This is a genomic window from Novosphingobium sp. Fuku2-ISO-50 (genome assembly GCF_001519055.1).
In the GTDB taxonomy this organism is placed as follows: Bacteria; Pseudomonadota; Alphaproteobacteria; order Sphingomonadales; family Sphingomonadaceae; genus Novosphingobium.
On sequence record NZ_KQ954290.1, the window covers coordinates 87,864 to 100,794 of the forward strand.

General features: G+C 63.8%; 9 protein-coding genes. 2 read left to right on the forward strand and 7 right to left on the reverse strand.

The window, feature by feature from the left end; translation table 11 throughout:
* Positions 1 to 31: 31 nt before the first annotated feature.
* On the reverse strand, positions 32 to 1,186 hold the full coding sequence (locus AQZ50_RS09955; RefSeq protein WP_067746055.1) for an acyl-CoA dehydrogenase family protein: 1,155 nt from the start codon (positions 1,184 to 1,186) through the stop codon (positions 32 to 34).
* 287 nt (positions 1,187 to 1,473) lie between these two features.
* Here AQZ50_RS09955 and AQZ50_RS09960 point away from each other — a divergent pair, with 287 nt between their 5' ends.
* Positions 1,474 to 2,034 carry a nuclear transport factor 2 family protein gene (locus tag AQZ50_RS09960; protein ID WP_231730210.1) on the forward strand — a complete coding sequence of 187 codons (561 nt, stop codon included), beginning with the start codon at positions 1,474 to 1,476 and terminating at the stop codon, positions 2,032 to 2,034.
* 63 nt (positions 2,035 to 2,097) lie between these two features.
* On the opposite strand, the gene AQZ50_RS09965 is transcribed toward AQZ50_RS09960, so the two are convergent.
* Both AQZ50_RS09965 and AQZ50_RS09970 read right to left on the reverse strand, forming a co-directional pair.
* On the reverse strand, positions 2,098 to 4,476 hold the full coding sequence (locus AQZ50_RS09965) for a TonB-dependent receptor (RefSeq protein WP_067746057.1): 2,379 nt from the start codon (positions 4,474 to 4,476) through the stop codon (positions 2,098 to 2,100).
* Between the two features lie 289 nt (positions 4,477 to 4,765).
* Entirely contained in the window at positions 4,766 to 6,274 is a 1,509-nt protein-coding gene (locus AQZ50_RS09970; RefSeq protein ID WP_067746059.1) for an aldehyde dehydrogenase family protein, read from the reverse strand.
* A gap of 267 nt (positions 6,275 to 6,541) precedes the next feature.
* Here AQZ50_RS09970 and AQZ50_RS09975 point away from each other — a divergent pair, with 267 nt between their 5' ends.
* A complete protein-coding gene (locus AQZ50_RS09975; protein WP_067746061.1) occupies positions 6,542 to 7,528 on the forward strand; it encodes an AraC family transcriptional regulator in 987 nt (328 codons plus the stop codon).
* Between the two features lie 13 nt (positions 7,529 to 7,541).
* On the opposite strand, the gene AQZ50_RS09980 is transcribed toward AQZ50_RS09975, so the two are convergent.
* The 4 genes from AQZ50_RS09980 to AQZ50_RS09995 all read right to left on the reverse strand — a co-directional run bounded on the left by AQZ50_RS09980 (position 7,542) and on the right by AQZ50_RS09995 (position 12,711).
* On the reverse strand, positions 7,542 to 9,617 hold the full coding sequence (locus AQZ50_RS09980) for a PQQ-dependent dehydrogenase, methanol/ethanol family (RefSeq protein ID WP_082703555.1): 2,076 nt from the start codon (positions 9,615 to 9,617) through the stop codon (positions 7,542 to 7,544).
* Positions 9,618 to 9,707: 90 nt separating this feature from the next.
* Positions 9,708 to 10,229 carry an aromatic-ring-hydroxylating dioxygenase subunit beta gene (locus AQZ50_RS09985; protein WP_067746063.1) on the reverse strand — a complete coding sequence of 174 codons (522 nt, stop codon included), beginning with the start codon at positions 10,227 to 10,229 and terminating at the stop codon, positions 9,708 to 9,710.
* Complete coding sequence (locus tag AQZ50_RS09990) at positions 10,226 to 11,503, reverse strand: aromatic ring-hydroxylating oxygenase subunit alpha (RefSeq protein WP_067746065.1); 1,278 nt, start codon at positions 11,501 to 11,503, stop codon at positions 10,226 to 10,228. Before AQZ50_RS09990 ends, AQZ50_RS09985 begins: the two co-directional genes overlap by 4 nt.
* 2 nt (positions 11,504 to 11,505) lie before the next feature.
* Entirely contained in the window at positions 11,506 to 12,711 is a 1,206-nt protein-coding gene (locus AQZ50_RS09995; RefSeq protein WP_082703556.1) for an amidase, read from the reverse strand.
* Positions 12,712 to 12,931: the final 220 nt, after the last annotated feature.

Sequence of the window (12,931 nt, forward strand, 5' to 3'; positions counted from 1 at the left end):
AATTGGATCCTCTCTCGGAAAATGCGTGCGGTCAGGGAAAGCCGGGGGGCGGCGTGAGGCCGAACAGCACTTTGCCCACACTCTGGAAAGTGCCGTCCGCCAGGAAAGCATGCTGCGGCACGATCAGCGCATCGCGCAAGTAATGCGCAACGGGATGGCTTTCAAAGATCCCGCTGGTCCCGCTCATGCGATAGACCGCATACGTCACGTCTTCGCCGACCCGTGCAGCATGGCTCGCCGCAAGGCGCAGCATGGCCTGTTGCCGCACGCTGACCGGATCGCCCTTTTGCAGCGTGGCATAGGCATCGTCGGTCGCTTCGTAGAAAAACGCCCGCGCCGAACGCAGCTGCGCCTCCGCCCGGGCAAGGTCGGTCTGAACATTGGCACGATCGGCCAGCACCGGCGCTCCGGTAATCGAGGTCCGCCCGCCCGCATAAGCCAAAAGCTCGTCGATCGCAGCGCGCCCGACGCCCAGCGCGACCACTGCCAGCACTTGCGCCGCCAGCGACATCGCCGGATAGCGATAGAGCGGACCATCGAGATTGGGCTTTGCCCCCCGCACAAACGTCCATTCGCGCGGCACCACGACTTTGTCGACAACGACATCATGGCTGCCCGTGCCCTTGAGCCCTATCACATCCCAGTTACGCTCGATCCGGACCCGTTCGGCCGGCATGACCGCGACCAGCGGCAGCCCGCCGGTATCGCTGCCGCCATCGACCTTGATGCCGACGCCGATATAGTCGGCCCCGGTCGAACCGCTGCCCCAGCTCCAGCGCCCCGATACCTCGAGCCCGCCCTCGACCGGGAGGGCCGGCTGGGGCGGAAAGATCATGCCCGAAAAGATCGAGTCAGGCCCCTTGGCATACATTTGCGCCTGGGTTTCGACCGGCAGCGAGGCGAGATACATCGCCGAAACGCCAAAGCTTGCGACCCAGCCCGTCGATCCGTCGGCGGCAGAGATCTTTTCGATCAGACGCAGAAATTCGCTCGGCGACACTTCGTCTCCGCCAAACCGCTTTGCGACGCAGGCCCGATAGACCCCGGCGGATTTGAGCAGTTCGACAACATCGGCGCTGATCTGCTGATTGGCGGCGAATTCGCCGCGCCGCGCTCGTGCAGCGGCCAACAGCTTTGCCAGGGCATCGCCGGAGGTCTGCATCGGTTGCACTTCAAGGACGGCCATGATCACCCCTTTCGTCGCGGGCGGGCAGGCCCGACAGGGGGCTTGGTCCCCCAATCCGGGCGCAGCCGCTATGCGACAAGCGCAAGCAATCGCCGCGATCCGAAAAATGCGGGAAACCCCGAAATTGCCGGATCGGCGCCCACGGGAGCGCCCGCTTGCGCCGCCACGCGCAAGCCATGGCCAATTCGCGAAGCAAAGCTGCGCCGCAGTGCGCCGGCCGCGTGACGGCGGCCCGCCGACCGCGCAAGGCTGCGGATCATCTTCGTTCAGCAAGAAAGGATCCCATCGTGGACGACATCACTGCCGCACTTGCCGCGTTGCAAAGTCAGGTCGCCCGGCTCGAAGCCGAATCCGCCGCCCGCAGGCTTCTGGCGCGCTATATGTTCCTGTGCGATTCCCCTTTGCCCGAAGCAGGCATGGCGCCCGAGGACCGCGCCGCCGCGATCGGCGCCCTGTTTACCGAAGATGCGATGTGGCAAGGCGTCGGCGGCGCGCATGGCGCGCAATTCGGCGCGCATCGGGGCCCTGCGGAAATTGCGGCGCACATGCGCAAATTCTATGCAGCCGAAAACCCACGGCAGATCTTCAACACCCATTACCTGACCGCCGAGCAGCTTTTTGCCGAAAGCGGCGACCGTGCCGAAGGCAACTGGGTGCAATTCCAGCCGTGGGTCCATGATGACGGATCCTCGCTGATCCGGTCGAGCCGCCTCCATGTCCGGTTCCGCAAGACGGACGCCGGATGGCGCATTTCGCAGTATCGCACCGAGAATCTGTTCATCGGCAAGCTGCCCGACAACTGGGCCCAGACGCTGATCGCAAGGTCGGTACTCATGGCGACGGCGTAACGGAAAAGGGCGCGACGGGATCAACCGCCGCGCCCCTTTTGCATGACGTCGCGGAAAGAAAACTCAGAACTTGCGGCGCACTTCGACCTGCCATTCACGGCCACGGTTATAGACGCCCTCGATCAACCCCGAAGCGCTGGTATCGGCATAGCCGCTGACCAGATAGCGCTTGTCGAAGATGTCCTTCATCCCGGCGCTCACCGTCCACAGCGCGCTGTTGTCGGTATAGCTGATGCCCGCATTCCACAGGCCATAGCCGGACTGGTGCAATTGCGGGGTATTGAGCGCGTCGAGATAGGTGTCCGAACGATAGGACCAGTCGATCCGGGGCACGATCTTGCCCAGGGCGGTGTGCGCGGTATAGGACAGCCCCGTCGACAGCGACCATTTCGGCGCGTTGACGAACTTGCTGTTGAGGTTGACGAGGCCGGTCCCGACCGGGATGTTGCCCGCCACGGTCTGCAGGATGATCCCGCCGCTGGCCGCCAGGTACTTCGCATCGAGATACCCCAACGAGGCATTGAGATCGAAGCCACCGCCGACTTTGGCGCTTGCCTCGCCCTCGACGCCGCGAATGCGCGCCTTGGCCGCGTTCATCGTGAAAGGGTTGGGCAGCCCCGGCGACAGGACATTGAGCTGGATGTTCTTGTAGTCGGTCTGAAACGCGGCAAGATTGAGCCGCAAGCGCCGATCGAACAGTTCGCTTTTCAGCCCGGCTTCATAGACCTTGACATATTCGGGCGCGAACGCGGGCGGCGCGATGAACGGCGGTCCGGCAAGCCGCTGGGTAAACCCGCCCGACTTGAACCCGTCGCTGTAATTGGCATAGGCCATGATGTCGCGGGCCAGCTTGTACGACACGTTGCCAAGGAAATTGGTCTCGGTGTTGTGAATGTGCCCGACCGCGCCCGGCAGTACCTGCGGCGTTCCTGCGGGCAGGATCTGCGTCGCGCTGGCCACGAAATCGGTCAGGTAGTATTCGTCGGGAATGAAGTTCTTGTTTTCCGAAGTGTGGCGGATGCCCCCGGTGACCGACAACGCCTGGGTCAGGTTGATCGTCGCCTGACCATAGCCGGCCAGACTGTTGTTTTGAACCGCGCCGCCGCTGAGCAGGCTGCCGATCGAAAAATCGACATAGTTCGCATCGGTGCCGTTTTCATGGAAATAATAGGCGCCCGCCGCCCAGTGAACCAGCTTCGAGGTGCCGGTGATCTGAAATTCCTGCGAAAACTGGCGCTGGTTATAATAGTCCGCCGTGCGGTCGATCACGATCGGGCTGTGATCGTGATCGTCGGTGAAATAGGAATCAAGGCTGCGCCAGGCGGTGATCGTCTTGACCGCGATGTCGCTGCCCAGCACCGGTTCGGGCACTTGCCAGGTCGCGGTGACGGTCAGGCCGAACACATCGGCGTTGGATACCGCCGGCCCCGTGCCATAATCCTTGCCGTTCTTGCTGACCCATTGACTGTTGTAGCAGACCGCCGCTGCGGGATTGGCGCCGCACGTCGCGCCTTGCAGCACGTTGTTGTTGTATGCCGGAAACGCAGCATCGGGAAAGGCTGCGAGCAGTTGTTCGGCAGCGCTGTGTTCGCGGTTGCGTTGTTTTTCGATCGAGATGTCGATCGTAAAATCGTCGGTCGGCAACAGGCGCACATCGCCGCGCACGGCAAACTTGTTTTCGTTGCCAAGGTCGATCCCGTCGCTGGCGCGGGTCAGATAGCCATTGCGCGTGCGCGAAAAGAAGGTGACCTTGGTCAGGATCTTGTCCGAAATCGGCGCGTCGAGCGTACCCTTGAACTGGAGCAGCATGTCCGAGCCGAGCGTGGCCGAGACATCGCCGCCGAGATCCTTCGACGGTTTCCTGGTCGTCAGCGAGATCGCGCCGCCGATCGTGTTGCGCCCGAACAGCGTGCCCTGCGGCCCGCGCAGAACCTCGATGCTGTCGACATCGACCAGTTGCAGCAGCGATCCGACCGATCGCGCGATATAGACGCCGTCGACATAGATCCCCACGCCCGGCTCGGTATTCTGGGTAAAGTCGGTCTGGCCGATCCCGCGAATGAAATAGGATGCCGAAGCGCTGCTGCCGCCGATCGGCGCGGTTTCGCTGATGACGAGATTGGGAACGACCTTGTCGATTCCGGAAACCGACGAAATCTGCCGCTGCTCAAGCGATCCGCCGGAAAAAGCCGAGATCGAGATCGGCGTATCCTGAAGATTTTCCTTCGTTTTGCGCGCAGTCACGGTAATCGTTTCGAGCCCACCGCCCGAATTTTCCCCACCGCCCGAATTTGCCCCACCGCCCGAATTTGCCGATGCAGACGCGGGCGTTGCGCCATCGGCTTCGGCATGGGCGTTGTGAACAAGAACCGGCGCGGCAGTGCCCAGAAATACAGCAAGCGCAAGACGAGACCGCGATGCACGGCGAGACAATTTGATCATTTCTACCCCCACTTGGCGAGTTGCCCGGGCAAGTTGTGCAAAGACATTTGCCTGCCCGGGAGTTGCTCACGGCTCTAACCGGATGGTGGCCGTGTTGTGGGATTGAGCATCCTGATTTGGCCCGATGCCTGCTATACGCAATCGGCAAGACCTATACGTGTTCAGCAAGCAACCCCGCCCGCGCCTACAAGGCTTTTTCGGGGCGCCCTCACATGACAAAAAGAGCGCGAAACGCAGCGGTTTCGCGCTCTTTTTCAAAAAGCCCAAAGCGGCCAACGCATGCTGACGATCAGAGCAGCGTGCAGGTCACCGTCTTGGCTTCGGTGTACAATTCGAGCGGTGCGTGACCGAGTTCGCGGCCATAGCCGGACATGCGATGACCGCCGAACGGCACTGCCGGATCGAGCAGGTTGTGCGCATTGACCCAGACATTGCCCGCCTTGAATGCGAGCGCAAAGCGGTTGGCGACGCCCAGGCTTTGAGTCCAGATACTGGCGCCAAGACCAAATCGCGTATCGTTGGCAAGCGCGAGCGCCTCTTCCTCGGTATCGAACGGCATCGCGATGACCACCGGGCCAAACACTTCCTCGCGACAGATGGTCATGTCGGGCGTGCCGTCGGCCAGCACCGTCGGGCGATAGAAAAAGCCCGGACCGGCCACCGCCGTACCGCCTGCGACCAGCCGCGCCCCTTGCGCCAAAGCGCCCTGAACGAAGCCATCGACCCGATCGCGCTGCCGGGCGGAGACCAGCGGCCCCATCTGCACCGACGGATCGAACCCGTCGCCGACCACCATGCCGTCCGCCAGCGCGCCGAGCCCGGCGAGCACCTCTTCGTAGAGGCTGCGATGGATCAGCAATCGCGATCCGGCAGTGCAGACCTGGCCCTGGTTGAAGAAAATCGCGCCCGCCGCGCCTTCGACCGCCATCGGCACCGGACAATCACCCATAATCACCACCGGGCTCTTGCCCCCCAGTTCCAGACTCAGGCGCTTCATCGTCGCCGCGGCGCGGCGCTGGATGTCCTGACCGGCCTCGGTCGAACCGGTAAAGGCGATCTTGTCGACGCCGGGGTGTTCGACCAGTGCCACGCCTGCCGCGCTCGCGCCGGTGACGACATTGACCACCCCTGCCGGAATCCCCGCCTCGGCCACCAGTCGCGCAAGATAAAGCGCGCCGAGCGGCGTGTCTTCGGCAGGTTTGAGCACCACGGTGCATCCAGCGGCCAACGCGGGCGCGATTTTCCAGATCGCCATGACCAGCGGGAAATTCCACGGGATGATCGCGCCGACCACACCCACCGGTTGCCGGATCACGTGCGAGGCAAAGCGCATGGACGGCACATAGTGAAACGACGGCGTGATCGTGCTGCCCTCGATCTTCGTCGCCCAGCCCGCCATATACCGCGTCGTGTCGACAGCCAGCATGAGATCGCCGTAGCGAGCCATGCCCAGCGTCTTGCCATTGTCGAGCACTTCGATTTCGGCAAGCGTGGCGGCATCGCGCTCGATCAGGTCGGCAAGGCGCAACAGTGCCCGTTCGCGCTCGACCGGGCGCAGCCCCGACCAGATCCCGCTGTCGAACGCACGCCGCGCGGCGGCAACGGCCAGCGCGACATCGTCGGCGCCCGCCTCGGCCACGCCGGCGATGGCCGCGCCGGTCGCCGGGTTGATCACATCGCGCCGCGCGCCGCTGCGTGCGGGGACAGATACCCCGTCGATCACCAGCCCGTGCGTTTCGGCCAGAAACGCACCGGTGCCCGGCTGAAGGGTCGGAGCTTCGCAAATGGTGTCGGACATCGAGAGGGCTCCAGTAGCAGTGCCAGTAGCAGCGAGAGCCGCAGGGATAGGGCGCCGCTTTCGCCGACCGCTATCCGGATCGCGCAAAGTCCATGCCGATGGCGCAGATGCCGCCGTTTGACGACTTGACAGACGCCCGGGCGAAGTATGTCATTTCGATTGCAAACCGGATGTCGGTTCCGAAAAATATCATACCGACTGCGCATTCGGTACGCATGGGTACATCATCATCAACGACGCGCGCATCCTTAACTGAGGGGTTGGGTCATGCTTGCTGCACTCGCCGATAGCAAGGTTCCGGGAATAAACAGTTTTTATTCCGATCGTGCCGAAAACGTGCATGAAGTCCTGTCAAGGCAGCTGTCGCGCCATCGCTTTGATTGCGGGCGCCCGGCGGCAATGGATGCCCGAATCTACAGCGCCGAAGTCGGCTCGATCCATCTCGTCGATCTGCAATACGGCGCAGACGTCGCCATCGAGGCCCACCTCAGCGAAGCGCATGTCCTGGTCCACCTTGCACTCGACGGCGAAACGACGATGTGGGCCGACGGCGAAAAATACCTGCTGCGCCGCGACGAGATGCTGGTCAGCTCACCCGACCATCCGTTGCGCGTGCACATGACGTCGCAATGCCGCCACCTTGCCGTGCGTCTGCCGGTGGCGATCTGCACCGAATATATCGGCCAGCAATTGCATATTCCCATCAACCGGCAATTGCGCTTTTACCCCGGCAAGCAGGGCGGGCGCGAATTGCCGCTGGTCTGGCGCGGCATGCTGCACCATATCGGCGAGCAGCTTCGGCTGGGCCCGGCGATCATGGGCAACCGCCGGGTGCAAAAGCAATATGGCATGTTGCTGGCCGAATTGCTGCTGGGCAATTATTGCAATTCCTATTCCGAACAGATCGCGCTGCATGGCAACGACATTTCGCCCCGGCATGTCCGCCGTGCGCGCGAAATCATTCACCAGTCGCTCGAAGAAACCATCTCGATCAGCGGGCTATCGGCGCAAGTCGGGGTCTCCGTGCGATCGTTGCAAAACGGATTCAAACACTTCCTCGGCGTCACCCCGCTGGAATATGTCCGGCGTCACCGTCTCGAACGGCTGCATTCCGCGCTGCTCGAAAACAATGGCGAAGCCAACGTGACCGAACTGATGCTCGAATGCGGCATCGTCAATTTCGGGCGTTACGCCCAATATTATCGCCAGCAATACGGCTGCCTGCCCTCCGAAACGCTGCGCAAGCGGAGTTGAAAGAAGCGCGCCGTCACGGCTGGTCCGGCACGGTTTTCAGGTCGATCGCGCGCTTGACGACATAGGCGCGGATCGCTTCGGCCTGCGGCGCAGTCAGTTCCTTGCCGAAATTGGGCATCCCGAGCGGTTCGGCGGCGCCATGAAGGACAAAGGCGGCAAACAGGTCGGGGGTGACGATCGCCCGCGAATAGCGCAAGTTGGGCACACCGCCGCGATTGACCGCGCTGTCGCCATGACACATCCAGCAGCGCACATGATAGAGCGTGCGGCCTTCGGCGACCACTGCCGGATCGCCCGCACTGGCCGGCAAGGGCGGCAGGTCGAGCGGGGCAACCGGGGGCAGGCGATAGGCCGCCTTGCCGTCGAGCCGGAACGTGACGATGCGGTTGACGCGCGGGCTTTGCGCCTTTGCCAGCGCTTCGCCCATGTTGAGCGGCAGGATGCCGCCCCAGCCGACCGCCACCGACACATATTGGACGCCGCCGATACGATAGGTGACCGGTGGCGCGACAATCCCCGTGCCCAGATCGACCGACCACAGCTTTCGCCCGCTGTCCGACGCATATGCGGCGAATTCGCCGGTCGCATTGCCCTGAAAAACCAGTCCCCCGGCGGTCGCCAGGACCCCGCCGTTCCATGGCATCGGCATCGGCACGCTCCAGCGCGGCTTGCCGACCACCGGATCCCAGGCAATCAGCGCGCCCTTCATCATGCCGCGGATCTGCTCGCGCACGGCGGGATCTTCGGGCATCGACGAACTCGCCGGATCCTGCCCGGTGTTCCAGCCGCGCGGATCGAAGCGAAATTCGCCCGGCTTTGCCGCGACATAGCCATAGGGCATCTGGGCTGTGGGCAGGAATACCAGGCCGCGCCCGGCGTCATAGCTCATTGGTTGCCAGCTATGCCCGCCCGCAGGCGATGGCAGGCCGAGCCAGGGTGCGCCGTTTTCGGCATAGCGCGCTGCCGGCACGATGTCCGGCCGACCGGTCACGGGATCGAGCCCCTTTGACCAATTGATCGGGACATAGGGCGTGCCCGAAATGAATGCCCCGGTCTGCCGGTCGATCACATAGAAATAGCCGTTCTTGGGCGCCTGCATCAGCACCTTGCGCGGCTTTCCGGCGATCGTCAGGTCGGCCAGGATCATGTGCTGGGTTGCGGTATAATCCCATTCGTCGCCCGGCACTTCCTGGAAATGCCAGACATATTCCCCGGTTTCCGGGCGCAGCGCGACAATCGAAGAGACAAACAGGTTGTCCCCCTTGCCGCCTGAGCGAACCATGCGATCCCATGGCCCCGCATTGCCGACGCCGATGTACAGCAAATCGAGATCGGGGTCATAAGCCATGGAATCCCAGGCCGTGCCGCCGCCGCCAACTTTCCACCATTCGCCCGACCAGGTCGTGGCGGCCATGGCCATCGCCTTGTTCTCGAAACCCTTTTTCGGATCTCCGGGCACGGTATAGAACCGCCAGGCCAGCTTTCCGGTCGCCGCGTCATAGGCGCTGACATAGCCGCGCACCGCATATTCGGCACCGCCGTTGCCGATGATCACTTTGCCCTTCACCACGCGCGGTGCGCCGGTGATGGTATAGTTCTGCGCCTTGTCGGTCGTCTGCACGCTCCACAACCGGCGCCCGGTCCGCGCGTCGAGCGCGATCAACCGACCGTCGAACGCGCCGAGGAACAGGCGCCCGCGATCATAGGCCAGCCCGCGATTGACGACATCGCAACAGCCGCGCCGGGCGTAGGCCCCCTCGATCTGCGGATCGAAACTCCACAGGCGGCGCCCGGTCCGCGCGTCGAGCGCGAGCACTTTGCCCCAGGGGCCTGAGGCATACATCACCCCGTCGACAACCAGCGGCGTGCCTTCGACCCCGCGCAGCGAACGCGCGTCGAAATCGGCCGACCAGGCCACGCCCAGCCGGGCGACATTGCCGGTGTTGATCGCGGAAAGAGCGCTGAAACGCGTTTCGGCGGCATTCAATCCATGCTGACGCCAATCGACATTCGCCACCGGACGCGGCGTCGCCTGAAGCACGGTCGCACCGGCAAGGAGTGTAAAGAACGCAAGCGAAAAGGACTTCATCCCGGATTTCCAAGACTTGAGGCGGGGAACAGGCGATCACGGATCTGTCGCGCGCGAAAGTGGATCACCACTCTCGCGCGCAAGGCCCGGTCAAAGCAGGTAGCCGATACCGTGCAGCGGATCGTCGGCATTGATCAGCGTGACGACCTTTTGATCGAGCTTGAGCCCGTCATCCGTCGCGACGATGCGATAGGTGACATCGGCGGCGATGATCCGGGTGCGGTCATATTTGTATTCGACCAGAATCTGCGCGCCGCGCACCGCGATCAGCCCCGGCTCCGATGCGGCAACGACAAAGCGCGACACCGTGCGCACCGTGCGCGCCGGCGGGGACGACGCCATGGCAAAGCCCGAAGTCAGCCGCTTGACCCGCATCCGCCGCATGGCGTCGTCATCATAGAGCAAGTTGAGCTGTACGACCGGGTCGCCATCACCGCGCTCTGTGGGAATGACGTAGTACCCTTCGGCGGTCCACAGATCGAGCCACGCCTTGTAGCCCAGCGTGTCGAGCAGTTCGGCTTCCTGCCAGATCAGCGCCTGCGCCTCGGCGAGCGTGATCACCTGTGCGACGCGAGGCGTGGCGGTGGTGGGCGCGAAAATCGAGGTGGTCATCCCTGCATCATCCTTTTCCACATGCGATAGGCCGCGCGCATCCCCGTTTCGGAGCTGACGTCACCGGCGTCATGACCGGGCTCGGCAGTGCCCTGCGGCGCGGCGACCCCGCGATTGACCATGATCGGCATGTCGTCGCCCGCCTGGACGCCGCGTTGCACGCGTTCCCAGCCTTCGGCATCGTCGGGCGTGCCAAAGCCCAGCGGGCCCTGGAAATGTTCGTGGAGCCGAAGCCGCATGCGGTTGGCCAGTTCGGGCCCGCCATCCAGCCCGATCGCGATGTGATGCACTTCGGTCTCGCTGACCGAAATCGGGCGCAATTCCCGGAAAAACGCCATCGAGCAGGCAATATTGGGAAACATGTTGAGATTGAAGCCGGTGCCACCCACCGCGCGCACCACTTTGCGCACCGTCGCCTCGTCATGGCCTTCATCGCGCAGCGCCTGCGCAAGCTCGGCAAAGCGTTCCGGAATCGGCGCATCGAGATCGTGTTCCAGATCTACCAGCGCGGGGATCATCACCATGACCGAATGGCCATTGCCCAGATCCTCGACCCAGCCGCCCTGCCCCAGGACGTCGAACACGTTCTCGGTTTCCTCGTCGAGGCTGTCGAGAAACGTCTTGTGCACGATCGGGAAATGATAGGCGTCGGTGGTGTTTTCGAGCTGGATCTTCCAGTTGCCCGGAAACCGGAACGAATGCTCGCCCAGCACTTTCACGCCGAACCCTGCGCCCTGTTTCATGAACAGGTCGATCCACTTGCGCGCCGCGCCGAGATGTTCGGCAAGGTCGGGCGCATCCGGATTGAACGTGGCAAAGATCATCCCGTTGTATTCGTCGACACGCAGCGATTGCAGCGGAAACTGCGCGGGGTCGAAGCCTTCTTCATAGCCCCAGCTGTGCGGCACTTTGCGCAGCGTGCCGTCCGGGTCATAGGACCAGCCGTGATAGGGGCAGACAAACACGGACTGTCGCCCGCGCTTCTTTTCGCACACGGTTGCGGCGCGGTGGCGGCAACGGTTGAGCAGAACGTTGACTTTGCCCGCCTTGTCGCGGGTGACCAGCACCGGCTGCGCGCCGATCTGGGTGGTCTTGAAGGTATTGGGCCCGGCCAGTTCGCTGGCGTGGGCGACCCAGACCCAGGTCTTCTTGAAAATCCTGTCCATTTCTTCGGCGAACAGCGCCGGATCGCGATAGAGGCGGCTGTCGCCCCGATCGCCCTGGAAGAGCTCGCCGGCGGACGATGTCGCTGCCGGCTCTGCTGTGGTTGCCATGATCAGTCTCCTGCGTGAAAGGTGTCAAGGCCGCGCCAAAGACAGCGCGCAAGGGCGAGCAGTGCCGCATCGCCCCCTTTGCGTCCGACCAGCTGCACCCCGGCGGGCAAGCCCTGTGCGGTAAGCACCGGCAGCGTAATCGCCGGATGGCCCGAAAGATTGAAAGGGCGCACCAGCCGGGTCAGCGGCAGGACCGCACGCGGATCGCTCGCTTCTGCCAGCATCGGCGGCACGCTTGGCAGCGTCGGCAGGACCAGCGCATCAACCCCGGCCAGCGCCGCATCGACTTCATCTGAAAACACCTGCCGCACCGCCTCTGCCGCAGCGAGCCGTTCGGGCGCATGATCCCGACCTGCAAGAATGCGCGCGCGCACGTCCTCGCCCATCGCCGGATCGTCGGCAAACTGCGCCAGCGCCTGCCAGCTTTCGCGCCCGATGATCACCATGCCCGCATCGAACGCCGCCTCGAGCCCGGGCAAGGCGCGCGACCGGCAGGCGCCCCCCCAGCGCGCAATCGCCGCAGCCACCGCGTCGCCGACATCGTCCGCGACGGTCGGATCGAGAACCCCGAGCACCGGCGCACGCGGTTCGTCCGCGACGGCAAATCCCGGCACGATCGCCGTCATTGCCGCTTCGACCATGGCCACATCGCGCGCAAAAACGCCGACGCAATCGAGCGATGACTCTGCCGGCCAAGCCCCCCGACGGCTGACCAGCCCGTATGTCGGCTTGAATCCTGTCACGCCGCAACAGGCAGCGGGCATGCGCACCGATCCGCCGGTATCGGTCCCGATCGCCATGTCGACCAGGCCTCCGGCCACAGCCACCGCCGATCCGCTCGACGATCCGCCCGGAATGCGCGCGGGCCAGCACGGATTGACCGGGGTGCCGCAGCGGGGATTGACCCCGGTCACGCCAAACGCGAATTCATGCATGTTCGCCTTGCCGACGATCCGCCAGCGTCCGTCGGCGAGCAAGTGCGCGACCACCTCTGCATGAGCCGCAGCCGGCGCCGCATCGGCAAGCACCGCGCTGCCCAGCCGCGTCGGCAGACCGGCAACATCGAGGCTGTCCTTGATCGCCACGCGCCATTCCCCGGCACCGCGCGAGCAGGCCGCCGCGAGAGCGCCATGCGGATCAGGCAGTGCGCAGGATTCCTTCGCCGTATCGGCACAGGACGGTTCGGAGTGGGCAGGCAGGATCGACATGCCGCCGATTGCAGACCAAATAGGCCGGGCCCGCTATCCGCAACGCGCAACGCCCTGTACAGGACGCGCCTCTATTCGCGACGGATCCGCCCGACCGCAAACCGCACCCGCGCCAACCCGCCAGACGAGCACATCCGCGCCGTGGCCGCAAACCGCTATGCGCAGCGAATGTCCGTATTGCGAATTTTTATCTTATTGATTTTTATGAATTTTTTATGAC

Bases quoted from the DNA above. Each gene is read 5' to 3' on its own strand.
- AQZ50_RS09955 (WP_067746055.1), bottom strand. From the start codon at position 1,186: ATGGCCGTCCTTGAAGTGCAACCGATGCAGACCTCCGGCGATGCCCTG.
- AQZ50_RS09965 (WP_067746057.1), bottom strand. From the start codon at position 4,476: ATGATCAAATTGTCTCGCCGTGCATCGCGGTCTCGTCTTGCGCTTGCT.
- AQZ50_RS09970 (WP_067746059.1), bottom strand. From the start codon at position 6,274: ATGTCCGACACCATTTGCGAAGCTCCGACCCTTCAGCCGGGCACCGGT.
- AQZ50_RS09975 (WP_067746061.1), top strand. From the start codon at position 6,542: ATGCTTGCTGCACTCGCCGATAGCAAGGTTCCGGGAATAAACAGTTTT.
- AQZ50_RS09980 (WP_082703555.1), bottom strand. From the start codon at position 9,617: ATGAAGTCCTTTTCGCTTGCGTTCTTTACACTCCTTGCCGGTGCGACC.
- AQZ50_RS09985 (WP_067746063.1), bottom strand. From the start codon at position 10,229: ATGACCACCTCGATTTTCGCGCCCACCACCGCCACGCCTCGCGTCGCA.
- AQZ50_RS09990 (WP_067746065.1), bottom strand. From the start codon at position 11,503: ATGGCAACCACAGCAGAGCCGGCAGCGACATCGTCCGCCGGCGAGCTC.
- AQZ50_RS09995 (WP_082703556.1), bottom strand. From the start codon at position 12,711: ATGTCGATCCTGCCTGCCCACTCCGAACCGTCCTGTGCCGATACGGCG.